Annotated in this window: 27 protein-coding genes; 23 read left to right on the top strand and 4 right to left on the bottom strand. The window is 64.5% G+C overall.

The genetic code is table 11. The features are described from left to right. Positions 1 to 323 precede the first annotated feature (323 nt). Both AB4Z51_RS17895 and AB4Z51_RS17890 read left to right on the top strand, forming a co-directional pair. On the top strand, positions 324 to 1499 hold the full coding sequence (locus AB4Z51_RS17895; protein WP_028151205.1) for a transporter substrate-binding domain-containing protein: 1176 nt from the start codon (positions 324 to 326) through the stop codon (positions 1497 to 1499). After that, positions 1496 to 2083, top strand: a complete 588-nt coding sequence (locus AB4Z51_RS17890) for an ANTAR domain-containing response regulator (protein ID WP_441497714.1) — start codon at positions 1496 to 1498, stop codon at positions 2081 to 2083. The genes AB4Z51_RS17895 and AB4Z51_RS17890 overlap by 4 nt, the downstream gene beginning before the upstream one ends. 231 nt (positions 2084 to 2314) lie before the next feature. Here AB4Z51_RS17890 and AB4Z51_RS17885 read toward each other — a convergent pair whose 3' ends face one another. Continuing rightward, positions 2315 to 3049 carry an IclR family transcriptional regulator gene (locus tag AB4Z51_RS17885; RefSeq protein ID WP_049807412.1) on the bottom strand — a complete coding sequence of 245 codons (735 nt, stop codon included), beginning with the start codon at positions 3047 to 3049 and terminating at the stop codon, positions 2315 to 2317. A gap of 90 nt (positions 3050 to 3139) precedes the next feature. On the opposite strand from AB4Z51_RS17885, the gene AB4Z51_RS17880 reads away from it, so the two are divergent. The 10 genes from AB4Z51_RS17880 to AB4Z51_RS17835 all read left to right on the top strand — a co-directional run bounded on the left by AB4Z51_RS17880 (position 3140) and on the right by AB4Z51_RS17835 (position 12617). Further along, the gene (locus tag AB4Z51_RS17880; RefSeq protein ID WP_441497713.1) at positions 3140 to 3820 is read left to right on the top strand and encodes an RraA family protein; all 681 of its coding nucleotides are present in this window, start codon (positions 3140 to 3142) and stop codon (positions 3818 to 3820) included. 2 nt (positions 3821 to 3822) lie between these two features. Next, on the top strand, positions 3823 to 5085 hold the full coding sequence (locus AB4Z51_RS17875; RefSeq protein ID WP_441497712.1) for a 3-isopropylmalate dehydratase large subunit: 1263 nt from the start codon (positions 3823 to 3825) through the stop codon (positions 5083 to 5085). Further along, a complete protein-coding gene (locus tag AB4Z51_RS17870; protein ID WP_441497711.1) occupies positions 5082 to 5579 on the top strand; it encodes a LeuD/DmdB family oxidoreductase small subunit in 498 nt (165 codons plus the stop codon). Before AB4Z51_RS17875 ends, AB4Z51_RS17870 begins: the two co-directional genes overlap by 4 nt. Then, positions 5576 to 6754: a pyridoxal-phosphate-dependent aminotransferase family protein gene (locus tag AB4Z51_RS17865; RefSeq protein ID WP_441497710.1), complete on the top strand. Its 1179-nt coding sequence runs from the start codon at positions 5576 to 5578 to the stop codon at positions 6752 to 6754. Before AB4Z51_RS17870 ends, AB4Z51_RS17865 begins: the two co-directional genes overlap by 4 nt. A 31-nt stretch (positions 6755 to 6785) precedes the next feature. Continuing rightward, positions 6786 to 7793 carry an extracellular solute-binding protein gene (locus AB4Z51_RS17860; protein WP_441497709.1) on the top strand — a complete coding sequence of 336 codons (1008 nt, stop codon included), beginning with the start codon at positions 6786 to 6788 and terminating at the stop codon, positions 7791 to 7793. Between the two features lie 4 nt (positions 7794 to 7797). Continuing rightward, positions 7798 to 8859, top strand: a complete 1062-nt coding sequence (locus AB4Z51_RS17855; protein ID WP_085404244.1) for an ABC transporter ATP-binding protein — start codon at positions 7798 to 7800, stop codon at positions 8857 to 8859. Then, entirely contained in the window at positions 8856 to 10493 is a 1638-nt protein-coding gene (locus AB4Z51_RS17850; protein WP_441497708.1) for an ABC transporter permease, read from the top strand. Before AB4Z51_RS17855 ends, AB4Z51_RS17850 begins: the two co-directional genes overlap by 4 nt. Before the next feature lie 17 nt (positions 10494 to 10510). Beyond that, complete coding sequence (locus AB4Z51_RS17845; RefSeq protein ID WP_441497707.1) at positions 10511 to 11566, top strand: threonine aldolase family protein; 1056 nt, start codon at positions 10511 to 10513, stop codon at positions 11564 to 11566. A 385-nt stretch (positions 11567 to 11951) separates the two neighbouring features. After that, entirely contained in the window at positions 11952 to 12182 is a 231-nt protein-coding gene (locus AB4Z51_RS17840; RefSeq protein WP_014494050.1) for a hypothetical protein, read from the top strand. A 36-nt stretch (positions 12183 to 12218) separates the two neighbouring features. After that, the gene (locus AB4Z51_RS17835) at positions 12219 to 12617 is read left to right on the top strand and encodes a hypothetical protein (protein WP_441497706.1); all 399 of its coding nucleotides are present in this window, start codon (positions 12219 to 12221) and stop codon (positions 12615 to 12617) included. 130 nt (positions 12618 to 12747) lie between these two features. Here the strand turns inward: AB4Z51_RS17835 and AB4Z51_RS17830 are convergent, their stop codons facing one another. Beyond that, the gene (locus tag AB4Z51_RS17830) at positions 12748 to 13293 is read right to left on the bottom strand and encodes an SET domain-containing protein (RefSeq protein ID WP_441497705.1); all 546 of its coding nucleotides are present in this window, start codon (positions 13291 to 13293) and stop codon (positions 12748 to 12750) included. Positions 13294 to 13453: 160 nt separating this feature from the next. On the opposite strand from AB4Z51_RS17830, the gene AB4Z51_RS17825 reads away from it, so the two are divergent. Next, positions 13454 to 14059 carry a hypothetical protein gene (locus AB4Z51_RS17825; RefSeq protein WP_441497704.1) on the top strand — a complete coding sequence of 202 codons (606 nt, stop codon included), beginning with the start codon at positions 13454 to 13456 and terminating at the stop codon, positions 14057 to 14059. A 21-nt stretch (positions 14060 to 14080) separates the two neighbouring features. Here AB4Z51_RS17825 and AB4Z51_RS17820 read toward each other — a convergent pair whose 3' ends face one another. Beyond that, positions 14081 to 14815 (bottom strand): TetR/AcrR family transcriptional regulator, encoded by a 735-nt coding sequence (locus tag AB4Z51_RS17820; RefSeq protein ID WP_247309258.1) that lies wholly within the window; start codon positions 14813 to 14815, stop codon positions 14081 to 14083. A gap of 106 nt (positions 14816 to 14921) precedes the next feature. On the opposite strand from AB4Z51_RS17820, the gene AB4Z51_RS17815 reads away from it, so the two are divergent. From AB4Z51_RS17815 to AB4Z51_RS17785, 7 genes are all read left to right on the top strand, one after another. Then, positions 14922 to 16319: a carotenoid oxygenase family protein gene (locus tag AB4Z51_RS17815; RefSeq protein ID WP_441497703.1), complete on the top strand. Its 1398-nt coding sequence runs from the start codon at positions 14922 to 14924 to the stop codon at positions 16317 to 16319. Between the two features lie 74 nt (positions 16320 to 16393). Further along, positions 16394 to 16657, top strand: coding sequence for a hypothetical protein (locus AB4Z51_RS17810; RefSeq protein WP_354114855.1), 264 nt, complete (start codon positions 16394 to 16396; stop codon positions 16655 to 16657). Positions 16658 to 16733: 76 nt separating this feature from the next. Next, positions 16734 to 17309 (top strand): hypothetical protein, encoded by a 576-nt coding sequence (locus AB4Z51_RS17805; protein ID WP_063982303.1) that lies wholly within the window; start codon positions 16734 to 16736, stop codon positions 17307 to 17309. A gap of 14 nt (positions 17310 to 17323) precedes the next feature. Then, positions 17324 to 17875, top strand: a complete 552-nt coding sequence (locus tag AB4Z51_RS17800) for an inner membrane-spanning protein YciB (RefSeq protein WP_441497702.1) — start codon at positions 17324 to 17326, stop codon at positions 17873 to 17875. A gap of 108 nt (positions 17876 to 17983) precedes the next feature. Continuing rightward, positions 17984 to 18280, top strand: coding sequence for a hypothetical protein (locus AB4Z51_RS17795; RefSeq protein ID WP_063982301.1), 297 nt, complete (start codon positions 17984 to 17986; stop codon positions 18278 to 18280). Positions 18281 to 18294: 14 nt separating this feature from the next. Then, positions 18295 to 19215 carry a hypothetical protein gene (locus tag AB4Z51_RS17790; protein ID WP_063986246.1) on the top strand — a complete coding sequence of 307 codons (921 nt, stop codon included), beginning with the start codon at positions 18295 to 18297 and terminating at the stop codon, positions 19213 to 19215. Positions 19216 to 19358: 143 nt separating this feature from the next. Next, positions 19359 to 20378, top strand: a complete 1020-nt coding sequence (locus tag AB4Z51_RS17785; RefSeq protein ID WP_063982300.1) for a DUF3616 domain-containing protein — start codon at positions 19359 to 19361, stop codon at positions 20376 to 20378. 43 nt (positions 20379 to 20421) lie between these two features. Here the strand turns inward: AB4Z51_RS17785 and AB4Z51_RS17780 are convergent, their stop codons facing one another. After that, positions 20422 to 22077: a fumarate hydratase gene (locus tag AB4Z51_RS17780; RefSeq protein WP_014494037.1), complete on the bottom strand. Its 1656-nt coding sequence runs from the start codon at positions 22075 to 22077 to the stop codon at positions 20422 to 20424. Positions 22078 to 22323: 246 nt separating this feature from the next. Between AB4Z51_RS17780 and AB4Z51_RS17775 the strand changes: the two genes are divergently transcribed. The 3 genes from AB4Z51_RS17775 to AB4Z51_RS17765 form a co-directional block, all read left to right on the top strand. Further along, on the top strand, positions 22324 to 22797 hold the full coding sequence (locus AB4Z51_RS17775) for a hypothetical protein (protein ID WP_063982299.1): 474 nt from the start codon (positions 22324 to 22326) through the stop codon (positions 22795 to 22797). Between the two features lie 259 nt (positions 22798 to 23056). After that, complete coding sequence (locus AB4Z51_RS17770; RefSeq protein ID WP_441497701.1) at positions 23057 to 23227, top strand: hypothetical protein; 171 nt, start codon at positions 23057 to 23059, stop codon at positions 23225 to 23227. Between the two features lie 375 nt (positions 23228 to 23602). After that, positions 23603 to 24464, top strand: an 862-nt coding sequence (locus AB4Z51_RS17765; RefSeq protein WP_441497700.1) for a helix-turn-helix transcriptional regulator, incomplete at its 3' end; no start/stop codon positions are given.

The raw sequence follows: 24464 nt of genomic DNA, 5'->3' as shown, positions 1-24464 counted from the left end.
CCTTGGCGGCAAACGAAAAAAGCCACCCGTCCCTCCCGAATGAGGCGACGAATGGCTCAAATGCCGCGGCTATGATCTATCGCTTAGGGGCCGCAATCGAACGAAGCACTTAGTGCAAGGAGCTGGACGTCATCGGCCAGATCGGCGCACGCGAGGTTCGACAGGTAGCCCTGTAGGAGAAAAGTCTAAGTAACTGCCCATCGCATTGTCAACGATGCTCTCTGCCTAAATTTCGATAGTGCTGCGCAGCAAAACGGCAAGCCACTTGCACTGTCATCGCCGATGATGATTTCATCTTCGCGTTGCACTACCGAAAGTCGTCAATGACAAAACCGTCTGTTCCCGTTGGCATCATCTGCTCGCAGTCCGGGCCATATCAGGCTATGGGCCGCGAGATCCTCAAGAGCGCGATGATGGCGGTCGACGAGATCAACAACCAGACGGAGTTCGGCTTCTCGATTGCCGCTCATATCCGCGATCCTCGCGGCATCATCTCCGAATACCATACGGTCTGCGACGATCTCATCCGCAATGTCGGCGTCGAGCACATCATCGGCTGCTACACGTCGGCGTCGCGCAAACAAGTTCTGCCGATCGTGGAGCGCACCGATCGCCTGCTCTGGTATCCTGCGCGCTACGAGGGCTTCGAGTGCTCCGACAACGTCATTTATGTCGGCGCCTCGCCCAATCACAACGTCCTGCCGCTCGTCCGGTACGTGCTCGACAATCTGTCCCGGGAGATCTTCTGCGTCGGCTCCAACTACGTTTGGACATGGGAGACCAATCGCGTCACCCGGGAGTTGGTCAGCGCGGCAGACGGCCACATCCTGGCCGAACGGCTGCTCGAACTCGGCGAAAGCGCCGTCGGGCACATCGTCGACGAGATCGTCCGCCGCAAGCCGCCGATCGTCTTCAACACGTTGGTCGGAAGCTCGAGCTACGATTTCATTCGCGCCTTCCACGCCGGCACCAAGGCCGCCGGGCTCGAGATTCCGATGCTGAGCTGCAGCCTGTGCGAACCGGAACTGTCGATCGTCGGACCGGCGTCGGCCGGCTGCATCACGTCATCGGCCTATTTCGAGAGCATCCGCCTGCCGGAGAACCGCGCATTCGTTGCACGCTGGAAGGCGCGCTATGGCGACGACAGCAGCCCCTCGGTCGACGGGCAGTCCGCCTATGTCGCCGTCTATCTGCTGGCGCGCGCGTTGCAGCGCGCTGGCACATCGAGTATCGCCGAGGTGCGGCGCGCCGCGGCCGGCCATCGCTACAATTCGCCGCAAGGACCGGTCTGGATCGACGGCGGCAACAATCATTGCGTCCTTACACCGCGGCTTGCCGTTTCCAATCCGCGAGGACAGTTTGATATCTTCTGGGAAGCCGACGCGCCTGTTAAGCCTGATCCTTACCTGACGCAGCTCGACGTTGCCGTCAGCCCTTCGAGGGAGACCTCGGCGGGCGGCGCATTGCCGAATGCGCCGCATTTGCGGGTTGTAAAATGAGCAGACCGTCTTCATTTTCGCTGCGCGGGCGTAAGGCAATCGTCGCCATCAAGGACGAACGCGACGCAACCATCGTGCGACGCCAGTTCGAGCGTCTCGGGGTCGACAGCATCGCGTGGGAGCCGACAGAGGCGATCGACTTCGCGCCGGATCTGGCGTTGATCGATGACGAGTTCCTGCCTTTGACGCAACCGGCACGGCGCGCGTTCCTGGGACGCTGCCCGGTCATCGCCCTGCTCGGCACCGAAACGCCAAGCCGGCTGAAGCTAGTGTTCGAGCTCGATCCGGCCTCGTTCCTGGTCAAGCCGTTGCGCTCGGCCGGCATCTACGCGGCGCTCGTCATGGCAATCGAGCGAAGCGAACGCAGCAGCGAATTGAAGCAGCAGGTGGTCAAGCTCGAGCAGCGTCTTCGGTCGCGTCGCGTCGTGCTCGCCGCCGTTCTCCAGGTGATGCACTCGCACGCGCTCGCAGAACCAGCCGCCTTTGCGCTGATCCGCAAAGCCGCCATGGAACAACGCAAGACGATCGAAGAGCTTTCGGCGGAGATTACCGCCAAGGGCATGCTCCCGCGCGCAACCGGCTAGCTCACTTCAATACGTGTGTATTCCTCACCGCACTTCGCCTGACCTACCAGCAATGGTGAGGCGTAGGCTGATCTACGCCGAATGGCTCAAGTTTCGCGAGGACATCGTGACCGGGCTCAGAGTTGCGGAGGCGAGCTTTGAGTCCGGTCTCTACAGTCTGTACAAGACCTGAGCGGAGTCTATTCACGAGCTTGCCGGTCGAAATCGTGCCCTGCCCCGAACGGGGCGGCGTCAGGGAGAGCCGGTTTCGGCCGACGGCAGACTGATGATCCGCGGCGCGCCGACCTCGCGGGGCAATGGCGCGCCGAGCACAAGTGAGAGCCGATACGAGGCGTCGGTGAGCCGGGACGCCAGCGCCTGGAGGTCGGCCTGACGGATGCGTTCGATTGGGCCGCTCACGGTCATGGCGCCCACCAGCGCTCCGTCGTGGCCGAAAACGGCGGTGGAGAGGGAGGCCGTCACAGCGTCGTAGATTCCGGAACTGACGAAGACCTGCACGCCGCCATCCGTGCGGTCTGCCCAGCGCGCCGTCCGCAGCACTTGTCCCGTCGAGGTCAAATCGAGTGGCGCGAGGTTTGTGGGCCGCGCGACGTCGCGCACGAGCTGCGGCGAATCCACCCGAAACAGACAGAGCCGGCTATCGCGTTCACGCACGTGGAACGCACTGCTCTCCAACGTCTCCTGGCTTAGCCGCTGAAGGACCGGCAGCACATGCTGTTCGAGATTGAAATTGGCCCGATAGGTGGTGCCGAGCTGGAAAGTCTTCGCGCCGAGTGCGTAGCGGCCGTCGCTGAGGCGGACGACGTAGCCGGCTTCATCCAGCGACACCAGCGAGCGCATCACGGTCGGTTTCGCCAAGCCCGTGATCTTGGCGATGTCGGCCAGGCTGCGCGACCCGGCTCCAGCGAAGGTATCCAGGATCGCCAACGCCCGTTGCACGGCGGCGACCCCTTGCGTCTTGGGCATCGAAAATCCCTGTCCTGCCGATTTTCAGTTGACCTCGGCTCGTCACCGTTACACTATGCGTAACGGCGTTCCATTTTCAATGGGGTTGATATGGCCGTAGGGTTCAGGATCCTTTCCCGCAAGCGTGTTGTCGCAGGCGAATGGGTCGAACGGGCTCGCGCCCTTCCGGTCGCCAACATCAGCGATGTGATGTCGCGCATGGCCGCGGGCGGCGCCACGCTCCGGCCGATGCATGCGGCTGGCGGCATGGCCGGTCCCGCTTTGACCGTGAAGACGCGCCCCGGCGACAATCTGATGGTCCACAAAGCGCTAGACATCGCGGTTGCCGGCGACGTCATAGTGGTCGATGTGGGCGGCGACCTCAGCAACGCAATCTTCGGCGAGATGATGCTCGCGCAGGCCGCCCGGCGCGGCGTCGCCGGCATCGTTATCCATGGCGCGATCCGCGATGCCGCTGCGATCCGGGCAAACCCCCTTCCCGTTTTCGCGGCGGGTGTCACCCATCGCGGTCCGTACAAGGACGGTCCGGGCGAGATCAACGGACCGATCGCGATCGGCGGCATGGTCATCCAGTCCGGCGATTTGGTGCTGGGCGACGACGACGGCGTGCTAGCCGTCGCCATCGACGATTGCCGAGCGGTGATCGAGGCAGCCGAAGCCAAGCAGTCTGCCGAGACCAGGCAAATGGCGGCGATCGAAGCCGGTACGCTCGATCGTAGCTGGGTCGACGCCTCGCTCCGACGTCTCGGCTGCGAGATGCCAGAGGTCTAGCCATGGCCGGGCGTACGATCTCCGAGAAGATCCTCGCTCGAAAATCCGGGCAGGATGCGCACGCCGGGGACCTCGTGGTCTGCGAGGTCGATTGCGCGCTCGGCACCGACGGTTCGGTCCCGATGGCGCTCGACTATTTCAAGGCGATGGGCGGAGAGAACGTGCGCGATGCCGCCCGATTGGTCTTTGCGCTCGACCATTACGTGCCGCCGACAAGCCCGCAGACGATCGAGCTGCACCGCGTGATGCGGGACTTCGCCAGGCGGTTCAGCGTCACGCTGCATGAAGCTGGCGAAGGAATCGGTCACCAGCTCATCGTGGAGACGGGCCGCGCTCTGCCGGGTGGTCTGGTCGTCGGAGCCGACAGCCATGCCGTGACATACGGGGCACTGAATTGCTTTGCGACCGGGATAGGCTCGTCTGATCTCGCCGCGGTCATGCTGTGTGGCCGGATCTGGCTGCGCGTGCCGGATTCGATCCGCGTCGTCCTGACCGGACAACTGCCGAGCGGCGTCTATGCGAAGGATATCGCACTGGCCCTCGCGGGCATGCTCGGCGCTGACGGTGCCGCCTATCAGGCACTCGAATTCGCAGGACCGGGTGTCGCCACCCTCGCGCTGGAGGACCGCCTCGTCCTGAGCAATCTTGCGGTCGAGATGGGCGCGAAGACCGGCATCTTCCCGGCCGATGCTGAAACCGTCGCCTATCTGCAGGGCCGCACCGGCCGGGCTTTCGAACCGGTCGCAGCGGATCCGGATGCGCACTACAGCCGGACCGTGGAGATCGCGCTCGACGCCCTCACGCCGCGGATCGCGTTGCCGCATCTGGTGGATCAGGTCGTGGCGCTCGAGGATGCGGCCGGCACGCCGGTACAGATGGTCTATCTCGGCACCTGCACGGGCGGCAGGTTACGCGACTTCCATCAGGCTCTCGCGGTGCTCGAGGCGGGTGGAGGCGTTGCACCCGGCGTGCAGCTCGTGGTCACGCCGGCATCGCGCGAGGTCCGCGACGCCATGGCGGCCGATGGCACGCTCGACGCCCTGGTCGGCTTCGGCGCAACCGTGGTCGAGCCGGGCTGCGGCTCCTGCTGCGGGACCTGCGGGGTGATCCCCGGAGACGGGGTTTCGGTGATCTCGACCGCCAACCGCAACTTCAAGGGCCGCATGGGCAACGCCAAGGCATCGATCTACCTCGCCTCCCCGGCAGCTTGCGCAGCCGCCGCGACCCGCGGTGTCGTGACCGATCCTTGCGAGGTGTCGCGATGACAGCCCTGCGAGGACGCGCGCGACTTGTCGGCGACGACGTCAACACCGACTCCATCATCAGCTCGACCCGCAAGCGGGAGAGCCTCGACCCCGCCGTTCTCAGGCAATTCCTGTTCGAGCATGTCGATCCGACCTTTGCAGCCTCTGTGCAACCCGGAGACATCCTGGTGGCGGGCAAGAATTTCGGTTGCGGCTCGGCCATGGAAGTCGCCGTCACAACCGTGCTCGGCGCCGGCATTCCTGCGGTGCTGGCCCGAAGCTTCTCGCGCACCTACTACCGCAACGCCATCAACAACGGCCTGCTGCCGCTCGTCTGCGATACCGGCGGGATTCGCGAGGGCGACATCCTGATCGCCGACGGCACCGGCGCGATCCGCAACGAACGCAGCGGTGAGACCCTCAGCCCGGAGCCGCTGCCGCCGATCATGCTGGCGATCCTGCGCGCGGGCGGCCTCGTTCCTTATATGCGTCAGAACGGTGACTTCAAGCTATGACGATCACAGACACTCCGAGCGCCATTGCCTCGACGGGATACCGTCTTCGGCTTCCCGGTCCAACCGAAGTGCCCGAGCGGGTGCGGCAGGCGATGGCTCGGGTGATGGTCAACCATCGCGGACCCGAATGCCGGACTGCAATCGGCGAGGCGGAGGAGATGATCCGCCCGATTCTCGGCACGACGAACCGCATCCTGTTCTTTGCGAGCTCCGGAACCGGCGTTATGGAGGCTGCGCTCGTCAACGTGGCCGGACCGGGCCATCGGATCCTCGTAGTCGAGCATGGTCAGTTCGGTGAGCGTTTCACCACGATCGCCAAGGCCATGAACATCACCGTCGACACGGTCGCGATCGAATGGGGCAAGGCGATCGATGTCGCCGCGGTGGAAGCCCGATTGCGCGAGCACGCCTATCGCGCCGTCGTCGTCGTGCACAATGAGAGCTCGACCGGGATCGTGGCCGATCTCGCGGCGCTCGGCGCGTTGGTGCGCGACCGGCCAACGCTGCTCATCGCAGACTCCGTCAGCGGTCTCGGCGGCATCGCGATGCGGCAGGACGAATGGGGCGTCGACATCGTTGTCTCGGCCTCGCAAAAGGCCTTGATGTGCCCGCCCGGCCTCGCACTTGCCAGCGTCAGCGCCAAGGCGTGGCGCGTGATCGGGCAGGACGAGCAGCGATCGGCCTTCTATTGGGATTTCCGTCGCGCGCTGAAATCCGCAGAGCAGAACGAGACCGCGTTCACGGCACCGGTGAGCCTCATCTATGGCCTGCGTGAGGCCTTGACGATGATGCACGAGGAAGGCTTCGCCAATGTGCTCGCGCGCCACAAGAAGCTCTCCGCCGCGCTGCGCGCCGGCGGCGCGGCGCTTGGACTCGCAGATTTTTGCCGCGATGAGCTACGCTCGAACACGGTCGTGGTTTTCAAGGTCCCCGACGGGCTCGAAGGCGGAGCCATCGTGCGGCAGCTCTACCAGGATCACCGCACGGTGATCGCAGGCGCCCGCAACCGTCTCTCCGGCCGTGTCATCCGGTTTGGCGCGATGGGTGCTTTGAGCGCGGGGACCATTCTGACCGACCTTCTGCATCTCGAGGACGCACTCACGAAGTTCGGCCTGCCGATCGAACCCGGCGCCGGGCTCAAGGCGGCCACCGAGTACCTCGCCGCAACCGCATGAGCAATCGCTGAACCCACGAGGGCGAACCACGATGAGATCTCCTGCCTCCATCCTCGCCCGAGTCGTGACGCTCGCGGCATCGCTGTTCGCGGCCGGGCTGGCCTCGGCCCAGCAGAACGTCGTGCTCTATTCGGCCAACGACGACACCGTGAACAAGCTTGTAGCCGAAGGCTTCGCCAAGGCGACCGGAATCAAGGTCGACGTGGTCTCGACCGGATCAGGTGTGCTGGTGCGCCGCGTCGCGTCCGAGGCCGCCAATCCGCAGGGCGACGTGATCTGGGGCGTCAGTGCGACGCTGCTGCGGCTGGCGAGCCCGCACCTTCAGGCTTACGCGGCGAAGGGCCGCGAAGCCGTGCTGGCGCAATTTCGCGATCCAAACGACCTTTGGCTGGGCACCAACATCCAGGTCGTTGTGATCGGCCAGAACACAAAGGCGATCGACAAGGCCAGCGGGCCCAAAGCCTGGGCAGACCTCCTCGATCCGAAATGGAAAGGCAAGCTCGCCTTTACCGACCCTGCCAATTCCGGATTCTCATATGCGGCCGCGACCACGCTTCTCTCGCTGTGGGGCGCGGACGACGCAGCCTGGACCAAGATGGACGGGCTGCTTGCGAATGCGAAGGTGCTCAACCGCTCGACCCAGGTCTTCGACGGGATCGGCAGCGGCGAATATCCGCTTGGCATCACGCTCGAATATGCCGGCTTCCTGTGGGCCCATAACGGTGCGCCGGTGAGCGTCGCCTATCCGGCCGAGGGCACCTATGCGGGCGTCGAGGGCGCGGCCATCCTGAAAGGCGGACCGAACCCCGAGCCTGCCAAACGGCTGGTCGACTATCTGGCCAGCAAGGAAGTCCAGGAGATGTTGCTGAAGGCGACGTTCCGGCGCCCTGCCCGTCAGGATATCGAGCTCGAGGCAGTCGCACCGGGGATGCTGCCGTTCTCGGCGGTCAAGGTGCTGCCCTATGACGACACCAAATGGGAAGCGGCCCGTCGCGACACCCTCGCGCGGCTGAAGACCACGATCCAGAACACGCGCTGATCCGATGACCGCGATCCGGATTGAAAACCTGACCCGCACCTTCGGCGCGGTGCGGGCCGTGGACGACATCTCGCTCGACATCAAGCATGGCGAGCTGTTCACGCTGCTTGGGCCGTCAGGCTGCGGGAAGACGACGTTGCTGCGCATGATCGCAGGCTTCGTCGACGTCGAATCCGGCTCCATTTCCTTCGACGAGCGGCGCATCGATGCTCTGCCCGCGCATCGCCGCGACACCGGCATGGTGTTTCAGAACTACGCGATCTTCCCGAACCACACCGTCGCCGAAAACGTGGCCTACGGGCTGAAGGCCAGGAAGGTTCCGGCTGCCGAGATCGCATCGCGCGTCGACAAGGCGCTCGAGCGGGTGCGCCTTGCAGGTTACGGTCCGCGGTCACCACACCAGCTCTCCGGCGGTCAGCTGCAACGCGTGGCAATCGCCCGCGCGCTCGTGATCGAGCCCGCCGTGCTCCTGTTCGACGAGCCGCTGTCCAACCTCGACGCGCAGTTGCGCACCGAAATGCGGATCGAGGTCCGACAGCTGCAGCAGGCGCTCGGCCTGACTGCGATCTACGTGACACATGATCAGGAGGAGGCACTCGCCATCTCCGACCGCATCGCCGTCTTGCGTCACGGCAAGATCGAGCAAGTGGACACGCCGGAGCGCATCTATCGGATGCCGCAGACCGCCTTCGTCGCCGAATTCCTCGGTTCGACCAACATGGTGCCGGGCATCGCTGGAGCTTTCGACGGCCGTAACACTCCTGTCGCAGCAGCCGGAACGGAATTCACGGTCAGAGGCGAGGTCGCAGCGCCGGGCGCGCCGGTGTTGCTGTCGGTCAGGCCGGAGGCCCTGCAGCTGCGAGACGGTTCCGGTGGCTCGCTTGTGCATGCGCGTCTGGCGCTGCGTGAATTTCTCGGCCCGGTACAACGCCTCCACGCAACCCTGCCGGACGGCACCCAGATTCGGATTGCGGCGCTCGGCGGCCAGGCGCTCGATCTCTTGCCCGGCGCGCCGCTCACCCTTGCCTACGACCCTGCCCAGATCACGGCGTATCCGGCGCCATGAAACGCTTCGCCACCATCGTGACGCTGGCGGCGCTGGTGCTGCTCGCGGTGTTTCTGCTCTACCCGCTGGCGCTCGTCCTGGATGCAAGCTTTCGGATCGACGGCACGGGCGGCCTGACACTTGGGAACTATGCGGCGATTGTGAAGAGCCGCTACTATCTTGGCAGCATCGGCAACAGTCTGCTTTGCGCCGCGCTCGCGACGGCCTTCGCATGCGCGATCGGCATTCCGCTCGCCTTCTGTCTTGCCCGGATCGACATACCGGGCCGTGCGCTGCTGCTGACGCTTGCGTCCTTGCCGCTGGTCCTGCCCTCGTTCGTCAGCGCCTACGCCCTCGTGCTGCTGTTCGGCCATGCTGGCGTCGTCACCACCGCCCTGCGCGGGATCGGCATCCCGATCGGATCGATCTACGGCGTGCCCGGAATCGTCATCGTGTTCACGTTGACGCTCTATCCATACGTCGTCATGCCCGTGCTGGCCGGATTCCAGGCCGTCGACGCCTCGATGGAGGAGGCAGCCCGCAATCTCGGCGGCTCACGGCCCTATGTGATCCGCACCGTGCTGCTGCCCATCGTGATGCCGGCGATCCTTGCCGGCGGACTATTGGTGTTCATTGAGGCACTGGAGAATTTCGGCGTGCCAGCGGTGCTGGCTGAGGACCGGCCGTTCCTGGCCGTCGACATCTTCAAGCTGTTCGCCGGCGAATCTGATGCCAACCCGGCCGCGGCGGGCGCACTCAGCGTACTCCTGATCGCCTGCACGGCGATCGCGCTGCTCGTTCAGCGGCACTACCTCGGCAAGCGCCGGTTTTCGACCAATGCCCGCAGCGCGCCCGCGAAGCTGCCTCTGACGCCGGGACTGCGGCTCACGGCCACGATCGTGAGTTGGGGCATTGTGATTGCCTCGCTGCTGCCGTTCGCGGCTGTGTTGATGATCTCCCTCCTGCGCTTTCGCGGCCCTGTCCTGACCTGGGAGTTCGGATTGGGCRATTACGCCACCCTATTGTCGGGCTCCTATCGGCCGCTGCTCAACACGCTGACGCTCGCCAGCATCGCGGCCGTCGCCACCATGCTGATCGGCGCTCCGATCGGCTATGTCGTGGCCCGGCACCGCTCGCGCCTGTCGGGATTGCTAGATTTCGTCGGCATGGTGCCGTTTGCGGTCTCGGGCACGATCCTGGCGATCGGGCTCATCATCGCGTTCAACAGCGGTCCCTTGATTCTGACCGGCGGCTGGCTGATCCTGGTCATCGCCTATGTCGTCCGCAAGCTCCCCTTCGCGATCCGGTCGTCCTCGGCAATCGTGCACCAGCTCGATCCTTCGCTCGAGGAAGCCTCGATCAATCTCGGGGTCTCGCCAAGCAAAACCTTCGCGACCCTGACCGTGCCGTTGATGGCCAGCGGCCTTGTCGGCGGGCTGGTGCTGGTCTGGATCACCGCGGCATCCGAGTTGAGCGCGACCATTGTGCTCTATGCGAGCGGCTGGGTCACCACGACCGTCGTGATGTACCATGCCATCGAGGGCACCGGCGCGGGTCTAGYGGCCGCCGCGGCCGCGGTGCTTATCCTCGTCACCGCAATCCCGTTGCTCCTGATCAATCGGCGCATCAACAAGCAGGAATCAACCGTGATATGACGGCAGGACAGGACGGTATGAACGAAGCAGCCCCGACGCTCCCGAATTTCCGCAGCGACAATGTCGCGCCGGTCTGCCCCGAGATTCTGCGAGCGATCGCCGAGGCCAATCGCGGCCCGGCCGCCGCCTATGGGGACGACGATTATTCGAGATTGTTGAATGCGCGCTTCTCGGAGCTGTTCGAGACCGCGGTCACCGTGTTCCCGGTCTCGACCGGTACGGCGGCCAACGCCTTGTCACTCGCGAGCTGCGCGCGGCCCTACGGCGCCATCTATTGTCACGAAGAGGCGCATATCCACACCGCGGAAGGCGGCGCGACCGAAGCCTTCACAGGCGGCGCGAAGCTCGTCGCCATGTCCGGCCGAAACTTTCGGATCGAGCCGTCGAGCCTGCGCCAGGCGCTGGGCCAGGCGGCCTGGGGAGTCCGCAATCGCTCCCAGCCCGATGCGGTGTCGATCACTCAGGCCAGCGAATATGGAACAATCTATCCCCTCGCCGAGATCGCCGAAATCGGAGCAATCGCCCACGACAGGAATCTGTCGCTGCACATGGATGGCGCCCGGTTCGCCAACGCGCTGGCGCGGCTCGGTTGCAGCCCGGCCGACATGACATGGCGCGCTGGCGTCGACATCCTGTCCTTCGGGGCGACCAAGAACGGGGCGATGTCGGCGGATGCGATCGTGGTGTTCGACCAGGATCTCGTCGAATCCCTGTCCTATCGGCTTCGCCGCGCCGGCCAGACCTCGTCGAAGATGCGCTTTGCGTCTGCACAGCTGCTCGCCTACGTCGAGGATCGCCTTTATCTGCGGCTCGCGGCGAAGGCCAATGCCGTGGCCGCGCGTCTTGGAGCGGGTCTCGCTGCGCTGCCCGACGTTCAGCTCATTGCGCCAGTGGAAGCCAATCTTGTTTTCATCAACCTGCCCGCTTTGGCCATCAACCGTCTTGCAGCGAGCGGGCTGCAATTCGCGCGACGGGGCCAGGACGTAATCCGGTTTGTGGCTCGCTTTGACAGCACCGAACAGGATGCTGACGAGGTCATCGCGCTCGTCCATCGCGCGATCGCAGGAGGCTGAGAGCGATCATTCCTTAACCGATCATTCTGCAGATAGTTGCCCCGCCCACCGTCACCCACGCGTCTACAGCCCTTCCAATTTTCGATTGCAGCTCCTGCGCAACAAGAGCATCGCTTGGCAAGCGGCACACGCTCAACCAACTGCCACGCCCGTTAGGGCGCGTGATGTCTGGCCGGTAGAGCCTGCCGAAACGCTTCTTCAAATAACCGGCCCATCTTTCTAGTAGAGCGATGGTCTCGGGACTGCGCACGATGACCAGCCTGCGCGCACCTCGCGAACAGCATCGAACACCTTAGGGGTGTCGCGAACGGGCGCATTCTTTACCCGCGAGGTAATCGAATTGGTCCCCGCCACGGCGCATCTTCGGTCGCAACAGGAGATGACCATGATCGCGCTGCTGCTCTACCGGACCATCGCAGACCACCTTGTTCCCTGGGCCGTGACGCTCGCGACCCGCATGCTGGCACGCAGCCTCAACATGCCCGAGCCCCTGGTGCATTCGACCGGCCACTATGTCGTCGCGCAGGTCACAGCCTTCGAGCACGGCGTCGGCAAGAGCCTCTGCCCGTTCCGCCTCGCCCGCCTGCTCCGCGCCTGGTGGCGCGGACGGCACTGAATTCACCCCAAGCSCAACCCAACCATGGAGACCACGATGATCGACGCATCCACCTTCCTGCGCCGCGCGCTTCTCGCCGACGCCATCTTCAGCGGCGGCGCCGCCCTCGGCTTCACCTTCGGCGCCGGCGCGTTCGCATCGCTGTTCAACCTGCCTGAAGCGCTGCTGCGCGAGACCGGCCTGTTCCTGATCGCCTACACCGCGCTGGTCGGCTGGCTTACCTCGCGTGCCTCCGTGGCGAGGCCGCTCGTGCTGCTGGTCGTGGTCGGCAACGCGGCCTGGACGGTCGGCAGCATCGCGCTGCTGTTCTCGGGCGCGGTGTCGCCGAACATCAGCGGCGAGCTCATGGTCGTCGCGCAGGCGATTGCGACCGGCGTGTTTGCCGAGCTGCAATATGTGGGATTGCGGAAGAGCGGGAACGTGGTGGTGGCGTGAGACCACGTCACTCGCTGTCGTCGCCCGGCTCGACCGGGCGACCCAGTATTCCGAGACAGTAGACGGATGCGGATGGGCTGCGGCGTACTGGATGCCCCGCTTTCGCGGGGCATGACACCGCGGCTAATGGCTAAGCCCGCGCGCGACCGTTCTTCTTGCCAACGGCATGGCCGTTGAGCTTCTTCTTGCCGGCCTTCTTGGCCTTGGCTTCCGTGCGCGCCTTCACCTTGGTGCGTTCGGCGCGGGCCTCGGCGCGCAGCTTCTTGCGCTTGGCCTCGCAGGAAGGGCATTTGCAGCCGATCGGCTTGAGATAGGCTTTGAAGTAGTCGGTGCCGTAATCGTAGTTGATTTCGTCGCCCGGCTCGATGTTCCTGATGGCGCGGATGAAGACCTTGCGCTCGCGCGGCCGGACGTCGGACTCGGCGTTGGGGCGGCAGGAATGGTTGATGTAGCGGGCGAGGTTCTTGCGCACCGACCCGTCGATGGTCCAGCGGTTGTTGAGCTCGAATAGGTATTTGTTCTCGATCTCGTCATGCGCGGGAACTCTGGAGTCCAGGATCGGTCCGAAATAACGGATGATCCGGGTCCCCTTCTTGATCGGCATGGTGGCGAAGAGGCCAAGTCCGGTCTTGGAACGGCCGACGCGATAGGATTTGCTGGAAGCGATGGCTGGCATGATCGAATGAGATGTCGCGGACGAAGCGCGGTAAGCGCAGCGGAAGGCGCCCTTCTAGAACGATTCCGCGCCGCTGTCAGGTACATCCCGCCTCTGTTTGAACCTTGCCCACAATGAAGACGTCTGATGGAGTGAGTTCCCTCTGTATCAAGGCGTCGTCATGAGGCGTATCGCGTTCCTTTGTCTGACCGTGCTGCTGACTTGCCTGAGCGCGGGTCACGTCGCCGCCCAATCCATGGGCAGCACCTATTCCTCCACAGCGCCAAAAGACTGCCGCCAGATCGGCAAGCCCAGCGAGCTCGACGGCAGCACCACGCGGGTCTGCCCGGGAAAAGACGGCCTGATCGTGCTGATCGCCGAGAATGATCTGCGCGAAATCGTCTCGGTCGGCCGCAACCGCAAGGCCGCAGCGGAGGAACCGGCAGCAAAGGTCTGGTTCGCGCCATTCAATTCATCGGAGGCCACCGTCGAATGGCGCAGCGCGGGCACGAAGTCGTTTGCCATGATCCAGCGCTGGCACATCGCCGATAGCACCGATCCCGACAAGCAGGGACGGCCGAACACCAAGGCCATGCTCGTCGTGACGCGGCTGCCGCCGGGGCCGGTCTGCCACGTCGCCTATGTCGATGCCATCGCCAACCCCACCGCCAATGAGCTCGCGCGCAAGGCGGCCGACGATTTCGCCCGCAGCTTCACCTGCGGCAAGGACGAGGTGAAGATTGTCGGCACGCGTGGACGCGCGGTCGAACTCGCGACGATACGCTAGGGCAGCGCCCGCCCGAAGGCGCTATGCCGGCAGCTTCGCCGTGATGGGCGCCGTCAGCATCGCCTCGAGCAACTGTTCGGTCGTCGTCCCCTCGGGCAGACGCCCCAAAATGTCCTCGAGACGGCCGTCGAGCAGCAGCATGGTGAAGCCGTGCACCATCGACCAGGCGCGCGCGATCGCGGCGCCCTGGTTCAGCGTCAGTGCGTCGCCGCTGATCTGCTCCTGCCGCATCATGCCGATGGCATTGGCAAGGCCGGCGAAGGAGGCCTCGGCCGCCTCGTGCAGCGAGGGCCTGGAATAGTCCAGCCGTTCGGTGCGGAACATGATGCCGTACATGCCCGGATGGGCCTGCGCATAGGCGACATAGGCCTTCGGCCGCGCCAGCGCGCGCTCCAGCGGCGTGGTGGCGGCGTCGCAGGACGAGGCCATCGCCGCGTTGAACTGGCGGAAGCCGACGGCCGCGAGCTCGCTGAGCAGGCCGGTGAGATCGCCGAAATGATGGGTCGGCGCGGCATGCGAGACGCCCGCCTCCCGCGCCACCGCCCGCAAGGTCAGGCCGGAGAGCCCGTCGCGCTCCAGCACCCGTTCGGCGGCCTGGAGCAGCGCTTCGCGCAGGGCGCCGTGATGATACGGCGTCTCCGTCTTCGCTACTGCCGGACGGCGTGCGGAACGCGCCTGCGCGCTCGCGGCCGACGATGTCTTGCGCGGGGTACGCGGCTTGCGCGCTGTTTCGCTTTTGGTGTCGCTTTTGGCCATTTGCAAGCTATATGACGCAATATTGACAGTGTAAAGATTTCACTTGACGAATGCGGCGATCGGCATTATTCGATCTTTACGATGTAAAGATAGGGAGGGATACGCCGTGCAGCACGACGCCGTCACCGAGCGCCGCCACAACCTCGGTCCGATTCCATTCGAAGCCGATGCGCCATTCCTCAAAATCGTCGGGGAATTGCCGCGCGATCTGAATGGCGTGCTCTATCGCAACGGTCCCAATCCGCAGTTCGATGCGCCTGGTGCGCACTGGTTCGTCGGCGACGGCATGCTGCACGCCTTCCACCTCGAGAACGGCCGCGCCAGCTATCGCAACCGCTGGGTCCGCACGCCGAAATGGCTGGCCGAGCACGATGCAGGCCGCGCGCTGTTCGGCGGCTTCGGCCGCAAGCTGCCGGATGCCCCGCAAGACCTCACCGATGGCGGCGTCGCCAACACCAACATCATCTTTCATGCCGGCAAGCTGCTCGCGCTGGAAGAAGCGCATCTGCCGACCGAGATCGAGCCGGGCACGCTGGCGACGTGCGGCTATCACAATTATCAGGGTCGCGTCGCCGGCAGCTTCACGGCGCATCCGAAGGTCGACCCGGTCACCGGCGAGCTCGTGTTCTTCGGCTACAACGCCGCGGGTCCGCTGACCCCTGCCCTCTCCTACGGATCGATCGACGCCTCCGGCAAGGCCACGCGCTTCGAACGTTTCGAGGCGCCCTACGCCAGCATGGTGCACGACTTCATCGTCACCGAGAACCACGCACTGTTTCCGATCCTCCCGATCACCGGCAGCATGGAGCGCGCGATGAGCGGACGGCCGCCTTATGCCTGGGAGCCGGACAAGGGCGCCTATGTCGGCGTGATGAAGCGCAACGGCACGGCGAAGGACATCGTCTGGTTCCGCGGTGAAGCCTGCTACGTCTTCCACATCATGAATGCGTGGGAGGACGGCAACCGCATCATCGCCGACGTCATGCAGTTCGAGGAAGCGCCGCTGTTTCCGCATCCCGATGGCCGGCCGACGGATCCGGAGAAATCACGCGCCCGCCATTGCCGCTGGACATTCGATCTCTCAGGGACGACCGACCGCTTCCAGCAGACCTACCTCGACGATCTCACCGGCGAATTCCCCCGCATCGACGACCGCCGCGCCGGATTGAAAAGCCGTCACGGCTGGTACGCCTGCGCCAATCCGCGGCTGCCGATGTTCGGCGCGCTGTCGGGCGTCGTCCATGTCGACGGCAACGGCAGACGGCTCGGTCATTATCTGCTGCCGGCCGGCGATACCATCTCCGAGCCGGTGTTCGTCGAGCGCGCGACGGATGCCACGGAAGGCGACGGCTGGCTGCTGGCGGTGGTCTGGCGCGCGCGGGAGAACCGCAGCGACCTCGCGGTGTTCAACGCCACCGATGTCGAAGCCGGCCCCGTCGCGCTGGTGCAGCTCGGCCACCGCGTCCCCGACGGCTTTCACGGCAATTGGGTGGGCGCGCAGTAACTCTTGTCATTCCGGGGCGCGACGACGTCGCGAGCCCCGGAATGACATCGCGGATGTCACCAAAGAGGCCTCGCATGCACATGCCCTCGATCACCGCAGATTGCCTTGCCGTCCTCGCCCTGGCCTCCGCTGCGCTCGCACTCCGGATGATCCGGCTGCGACGGAGCGGCCATGTCATCTTCAACGGCGGTATCTTGCTCTCGGTCGGCCTCCTCCTCGCCGCCGCGCTGCCGATCCTGTCACGCCTGCCCTGGGCGGAATTCGCCGACGAGGCGTCCGACCAAGCCATTGCTGCCCTTCACTTTTTGGAAGTCACCTACGTTATTTTGACACTGTAAAGATTTCGCTTGACCCGGCACCGCTCCTGATTTATTCATCTTTACATCGTAAAGATTAGCGAGACCGAGGCGGCTCATGGCGATTTTCCTGATCCTCGCGCCCTACGGCGCCTACACTTTCCTGATGCTGGTGACGTCGACCACGATCAGCGTGTTCGCCGCGTCTGCAATCTGCCTCGCCACCATCACGGTCGATGTCGTGCGCGGCCGCTCCGTGAAGATCCTGGCGATGGGCTCGGCGATCGTATTCGCCGCAATCGGTCTCTACCTCGCGCTGATCGACCCGAAGCTCGGCACGCTGGGCGTCAAGCTGTCGGTCGACATCGGCATCTTCGTCATCTCGCTCGGCTCGATGCTGGTCCGCCACCCGTTCACTCTGCAATATGCGGTTGAAACGGTCCCGGCCGAGACGGCGGCGATGCCCGGCTTCCTCACCGCCAACTACGTCATCACCGGCGCCTGGACCGCCGCAGCGCTGTTGATGATGGCCGCCAACATCGCGCTGCTCTACGTCCCCGGCCTGCCGCTCTGGTCGGGCCTCGCGGTCGCCTTCGCCGCCCGCAACAGCGCGATCTATTTCACAAAGTGGTATCCCGAGTATCGTCAGATCAAATATGCTGCGCCCGCCGCCGCGCTGCCCCACACCCATTGAAGACAGGACAGACGATGAAAGACGTATTCCGCCGGCTCGTCTCTGATTTCCTCTCCACCATCGTCTTCCTGGCAATCTATCTCGCGACCGACAACGTCATCCTCGCGACCGCAGTCGCGATCCTTGGCGCCATCGGCCAGGTGGTCTGGTCGCGGATCAAGGGCCAGACGCTGGGCTACATGACCTGGGCGAGCCTCGGCCTAGTCATCGTGYTCGGCGGCGCAACGCTGCTCACCCACGACCCACGCTTCGTGCTGGCGAAGCCCGCGATCGGGCATGTCGCGATCGGCATCATCATGCTCAAGCGCGGCTGGATGCTGCGTTATCTGCCGGCGATCGTGACCGAGACCATTCCGGAATACGTTACCTTCGCGGGCTACGCTTGGGCCGCGCTGATGTTTGCGCTCGCCGCGGGGACCGTTGCGGTTGCCATGACCGGCGACATGAAGCTGTGGGCCTTCTATATTTCGGTGGTCCTGATCGGCGCGAAGATCGTTGCGTTCGCGATCCAGTACGTGGCCTTCCGCCTGCTCATCGGCAGCCGTATTCGCGCAGCCCGCGCTTAAGGGCGCGTCAAAGAGAGCGTTAGGCACGTCACGCGAGTTAGGCTATAGGCGTCCCTGGCTCACCTTGCGGATTGTCGCGAGGTGCCGGGAAAAAGTTGGGAGACACGAATGGCCGTGGACGGCAACTGGACTCTGACCATGACGACGCCCATGGGCGAGCGCAAGGCCACGCTGACCTTGCTGAGCTCCGGCGGCACACTGACCGGGACGCAGGGCGCCGACGGCAATTCGGCCGAGATCTTCGACGGCGCCATCAGCGGCGACGCCGTCAACTGGAAAGTCTCTATCACCAATCCGATGCCTTTGACGCTCGAGTTCATCGGAACGGTGTCCGGCGACAGCATGAGCGGCGAGATGGGCATCGGCCCGATGGGCAGTTTTCCGTTCACGGGCGAGCGCGCATAAGCACGTTGCGAACCGTGCGCGTGCTCCGTCTCATCGCGGCAACGATCCTGTGTGTCGCGACGCAAGCGGCGCGCGCGGACGACACCGAACCGGCGTGGCGCGCAAGCGCGCTCGCCATGGTGCCGGCGGGCTATGTCGCCGGCACGGCCTACCGGACCGAAGGATCGACCGGCACCCTCGCCGTCTATCCGGCCTCGTCGAACGATCCGAAGACACCGGCAAGCGTGTTCGCTGCGCGCCAGGCCCTTGTCGTCACGCTGACGCCGGATGCGACGCGCGCAGTCTCTGCCGAATTGAAGCCGCGCAGCGGGCCGGATCCTGACAACGACGATACCGATTTCGCAAAGCTCCACGCCGATCTCGCCGCCAGGCGCGCAACGCTGCCCGACGGCACCGAGCCCTGCGGTCTCGGCGCCTGGTCCATCGACAAGGATCCTGATGGCCTCAACGTTCGCGCCGAGCCCTCGGTGAAAGCGCGCGTGCTCGGCACGCTGCCGCCGCCCTATCGGCTGAAGCTTGGCGGCGCCGAGAACACGCCCGAGGGCGGATGGCTCACCGAATTCCGCATCATCGGCGTCAAGGACGGCTGGTTTCTGATCGAAGGCGCCAAGCCGCCAGGCAAGGACTACGAGGACGAGAAGAGATATCCGCGCAGCGCGCCAAAACCCTATGCGGGGCGCGGCTGGGTCGCGTCCAACAAGGTCGGCGCGTCCTATGCCAACGGCGCTACGCGCATGGGCGGCCTGTTTCAGGCGCCCTTCGTCGATGCGAAATGGATGCCCGCCCAGCGCGAGCTCGGCGGCGAAATCGACACCGACGGCGGCCCGAAGCGCATTTTTGCGTGTACCGGCCTCTGGGGCCTCGTCGAGAGCCAGGACGGCGTCCGCGGCTGGTGGCGCTCGCTGTGCTCGAACCAGGTTACCAATTGCAGCTGAGGGGCTGCGGTCAGTCTGCGGTCATTGGCCACGGGGCCAAGGCGCTCAGGTCGTTGACCATAGCCGGCTTCGCGAGCAGGATGAAGTATACAACTAAAGATTTTTATTGATCTCAACACACTTTCAGCAGAAGGGGAATTTGCATGGTCTCCCTCCCCGCTCGCAATCGCATCCACCTATTCGTGGCCTCCGCCATCTCCGCACTTGCCGGAGCAGCGCCGGCGAGTGCCGATGTGCTCGAGCCGCGGTCGCCGGCGTGGCAACTGAGCGAGCCGTTCAAGAAGAACGCGGATGCCCGCACCAACATCAGCGGAGCGGCGTGCGCGACCACATCCCCGCCCCTCAAATCCTGCCTCGTCGTCAACGACGAGAAGAAATACGCGCAGTTCTTCGCGATCGAAGGCACGACGATCAAACCCGGCAAGGTGATCCGCCTGCTGAGCGATCAGGCCAGCGGCGATCCGGATGCCGAGGGCGCCGCTTACGATGACGGTTATTTCTACGTGGTCGGATCGCACGGCCGTAAACGTCATCATCCCGACGTTAGCAATCCGACGAGCTATCACCTCTTTCGCTTTCCCGTCGACAAGGTCACTGGAGAGCCGCCCTTCCCGATCTCCGCGGACGAGGTGATCGGCGTCGAAGCATCCGTGACGCGCCTGCGCGGTGCAATCAAGGACGCACTGCCCGTGGATTACGACAAGCCCCTCGGCGACAACGGCGCCAACATTGAGGGCATCGCGGTCAAAGCGGACCTGATGTATCTTGGTTTCCGTGGTCCCTCCAAAGACGGCAATGCTTATATTCTCACGGTCGACGCAAAGGCCGTCTTCACCGAGAACATGCCGCTCAAGGCCAAGCTCATCGACCCTCCGCTGGCGCTTGGCACAACGACCGGTATCAGGGACATCGCCGCCGTGTCAGGCGGCTTGCTGCTCTTGACCGGGCCGGTCAACGAACAGCAGATCTCGCCCGCCGTCGTCTTCTACGATACCAGCAGCGGCAAGCTTGGACCGAGCCACACGCTCAGCGTCGCCGACAGCACCGCCAAGGCAGAGACCCTGCTGGTGCTCAGCGACATCAGCGGCGAGCCATGGCGCGTGCTCGTGATGTTCGATGGGCCCGAAAACGGCGCGCCGACGCAGTATGTGGTGCCGCGCTAAAGCGCACCATCAGCGGCGGACCGCCGTTCAACTGCGCGGAGCGCTAGCCCAGATTCAATTCCTTGAAGAAGTCGTTCCCCTTGTCATCGATGATGATGAACGCCGGGAAGTCGACGACTTCGATGCGCCAGATCGCTTCCATGCCGAGCTCGGGATATTCGAGCACCTCGACCTTCTTGATGCAGTGCTCGGCGAGGTTCGCGGCCGCACCGCCGATCGAGCCGAGATAGAAGCCGCCGTACTTCTTGCAGGCCTCGCGCACGGCAGGCGCGCGGTTGCCCTTGGCCACCATCACCATCGAACCGCCTGCCGCCTGGAACTGGTCGACGAAGGAATCCATGCGGCCTGCGGTGGTCGGGCCGAACGCGCCGGAGGCGTAGCCCTCGGGCGTCTTGGCGGGACCGGCGTAATAGACCGGATGGTTCTTGAAATAGTCCGGCAGCGGCTCGCCCCTCTCGAGGCGCTCGCGCAGCTTGGCGTGCGCGCTATCGCGCGCGACGATCATGGTGCCGGTCATCGAGACCCGCGTCTTGGTCGGGTACTTCGAGAACGTCGCCAGGATGTCCTTCATCGGCTGGTTGAGGTCGATCTTGACGACCTCGCCGCCGAGCGACTGCTCGACCTGCGGCAGATATTGCGCCGGATTGTGCTCGAGCTCCTCGAGATAGACGCCATCCCTGGTGATCTTGCCGAGCACTTGCCGGTCGGCCGAGCACGACACTCCGAGCCCGATCGGCAGCGAGGCGCCGTGGCGCGGCATGCGGATCACGCGCACGTCGTGGCAGAAATACTTGCCACCGAACTGCGCGCCGACGCCGAGCGACTGCGTCATCTTGTGGATTTCCTGCTCCATCTCGACGTCGCGGAAGGCGTTGCCGTCGGGCGAGCCGTGGGTCGGTAGCGCGTCGAGATAGCGGGCGGAGGCGAGCTTCACCGTCTTCATGCACAGCTCGGCCGAGGTGCCGCCGATCACGATGGCGAGGTGATAGGGCGGGCACGCGGCGGTGCCCAGCGTCAGGATCTTCTCCTTCAGGAAGGCGAGCAGCCGGTCCTTGGTCAACACCGAGGGCGTGGCCTGGAACAGGAAGCTTTTATTGGCGGAGCCGCCGCCCTTCGCCATGAACATGAACTTGTAGGCGTCGTCGCCCTCGGCGTAGATCTCGCACTGCGCCGGCATGTTGTTGGCGGTGTTCTTCTCCTCGTACATCGACAAGGGCGCGACCTGCGAGTAGCGCAGATTGCGGCGCAGGTAAGCGTCGCGCGCGCCTTCCGACAGCGCCGCCTCGTCGTCACCATCGGTGATGACGTTGCAGCCCTTCTTGCCCATGATGATCGCGGTACCGGTGTCCTGGCACATCGGCAGCACGCCGCCGGCCGCGATGTTGGCGTTCTTCAGGAAGTCGAGCGCGACGAACTTGTCGTTGGGGCTCGCCTCGCCGTCCTCCAGGATCGCGCGGAGCTGCTTCAGATGGCCGGGGCGCAGATAATGATTGATGTCGCCAAAGGCCGCCTCCGACAGCGCCCGCAGCGCCTCGCGCGACACCACCAGCATGTCCTTCCCCAGGACCTTCTCGACCCTGATACCCTCGGCCGTGATCTTCTTGTAGGGCGTCTCGTCCTTGCCCAGCGGGAACAGCGGGGTGTGCTTGTAGGGCGGAACGGGTTTTGCGGGGTCGGGGAAGGCAGTGGGAGCGTTCATGGGCAAATCTCGGGGTTTTGGAGCCCTTGCGGGCCTCTAAGCGTAGAAGCGTTCTAAGCTTTTTTGCCGCGAATGGAAGGCGTTCTGGCGCGGCCGAGGCATCCCGATTCGGCGTCACGACGGCCCTTTTTGGTTGCCGCCGGCCGGACGCAAGGTGGCGATGACCGTCCCCGGCAGGCTCTGGGTGCACCCCTTGCGCTCGGCGCGCGACGAAGGTTGAATGCGCGGCCTAAGGGGCTTTTCATCATGATTTTCAAACTGAACGTCCGCGGCGCGATCCTGGTCGCCGCCGCCATCACCGGCCTTGTGACCCTCGCCTCGCCTGCCCGCGCGGATCGCTGCGATGACAGCGCCAAGGAGCTGGCGAACCAGGTCGAGCGCCTCAAGGTGAATTTCCGGGCCGCCAACATCGTCTACCTCTCGCACCCCGCGGCCAAGGAGCTGTCCGTGGGTTGCCGCGGCGACAGATATTCCATCGAGCTCTATGCCAAGGGCGATCGCAAGCCGACAGCGGAGTTCTTTTCACTGGTGGGGTCGATGGCGGCGATCGTCTTCACCGTCACGAAGGACGACACCACGACGGGCGCGACACGCTGCCTGAAGCGGATGGGACTGTTGCGCGGCGACAAGGTCGTCATGCGCTACCGCCGGCTCAACATGGAATGCACGCGTACCAAGACGGATGCGTCCATCGCGATCACGCGCGGCAAGGACGAGTAGACGGCACTCGCTCTTTCCACACGCTCCGTCATTGCGAGCGCAGCGAAGCAATCCAGAATCCCTCCGCGGTGACAGTCCTGGATTGCTTCGCTGCGCTCGCAATGACGAGGAGAGGTTCGTCCGCTCCCTCGTACAGCGCAAGGAGGCACAAAAGGCACATCCCACCGCACCAACTCCCTCGCATTTTAACGATTGGCTTGACGGAAGCTTCGCTCCTCGCAGCGCAAGGTCGATTGTTTCCATGTGTGAGGATTTGTGGATGAGCGTCTCTACCGTTGCGCCGCCGCCGATCGCGATCGTGGTGCCGAGCTACGACGCGACCAAGCAGCAGGACGACCAGAAGACCAAGGACAACGACCCGACGTACAAGCTGCCGCCGCCCGCGCCGCTGCCGCCGGGTCAGGGCACGCGGATCGATCAGCTCGCCTGATCAAGCCGGTCAAAGATGAAACGCCCGATCCGGTCGATCGGGCTTTTCGCGTGTCCGGCCGCATCTTCGCCGGATAGCGGGACCAACATCGTGCGCGGCTGACCTGCGCATGATCGCAAAATTGCCGTTGCAGAACACGATCACCGCCGCGGCCATGGGCGCGCTGCTGTTCGCCTGCGCCGGAACGATGCACTGGCCTTCGGCCTGACTGTTCCCGCGCCACTTCCGTCCGGCGCGTTCCTCCCGGCATCTCGCTCAGCGCCCGCCAGGGCTGCGAGAGCGTCTTCAAGTGTGATCCGGCTCATCAAATTTCCACATCCGGCGTGCTCATCTGTGAGGCTGAACGAGCCCATCCATCCGTTCATGGACACGCCTATGGAACTGAATGAAAAGCTGCTCTCGCTGGTGACGGACATCTACGATGCAGCGCTCGACGATTCCCGATGGACGGCGACACTTGGCAGCATCGTCGACATCGCGGGCGGCCAGAGCGGTGGTCTGGTCTGGATCGGGGCAGCGGGCGAGGCCGTGATCTCGCATGCCGTCGGTGTCGAACCCGCCTATGTTCAGTCCTACATCGAAACCTACGAGCCATTCGATCCGTCGCGCAACGTGCTCCACGCCGCGGTCGGTCAAATCCAGACGATCAGGGACTGGATCGGCGTCGACGAATTCCGGACGACCACATTCTACAACGAATGGGCGCGGCCGCAGGGTCTCGAGGACGCCGCCAACATCCTGATCGGCAAGTCTGCAGGGGGAATATCCCGTCTCTCGATCATGAAGGGCGGCGGTCCGGTCGATCRCAGGATGTATCAGACCATCTCTCACCTGACGCCGCACATGCAACGGGCCATGCTCGTCAGACAGAAGCTGCAGCAGCAGAATGCATTGGAGACGACGTCGGTCCGCACGCTCGACGCTCTGCGCACCGCCGTTCTGCTGCTCGATACCGACGGTCACATCACGCACGCCAATGCAAGCGCGCGAGAGATTTTGGACGAGGCCGACGTCCTTCGTTCGGTCCATGGCCGGCTCGTGACGTCGGACCTGAATGCCGATCGGATGCTGCGGCAGGCACTGGCGGGCACGGCTCTCGGCGACCGGTCGATGACGAGCGCGAGCATCTCGCTGCATCTGACGGCCCGCAACGGTTCGCATTATGTCGGGAATCTCCTGCCGCTCGCGGCTGGACGCCGGCAAATGTTCGGGGCCAGCTATGAGGCCCGCGCCGTTC

The organism is Bradyrhizobium sp. 2TAF36 (assembly GCF_052114925.1).
Lineage (GTDB): Bacteria > Pseudomonadota > Alphaproteobacteria > Rhizobiales > Xanthobacteraceae > Bradyrhizobium > Bradyrhizobium barranii.
Note: the sequence above shows the minus strand (reverse complement) of the source record. Positions and strands in the feature narration are given on the sequence as shown.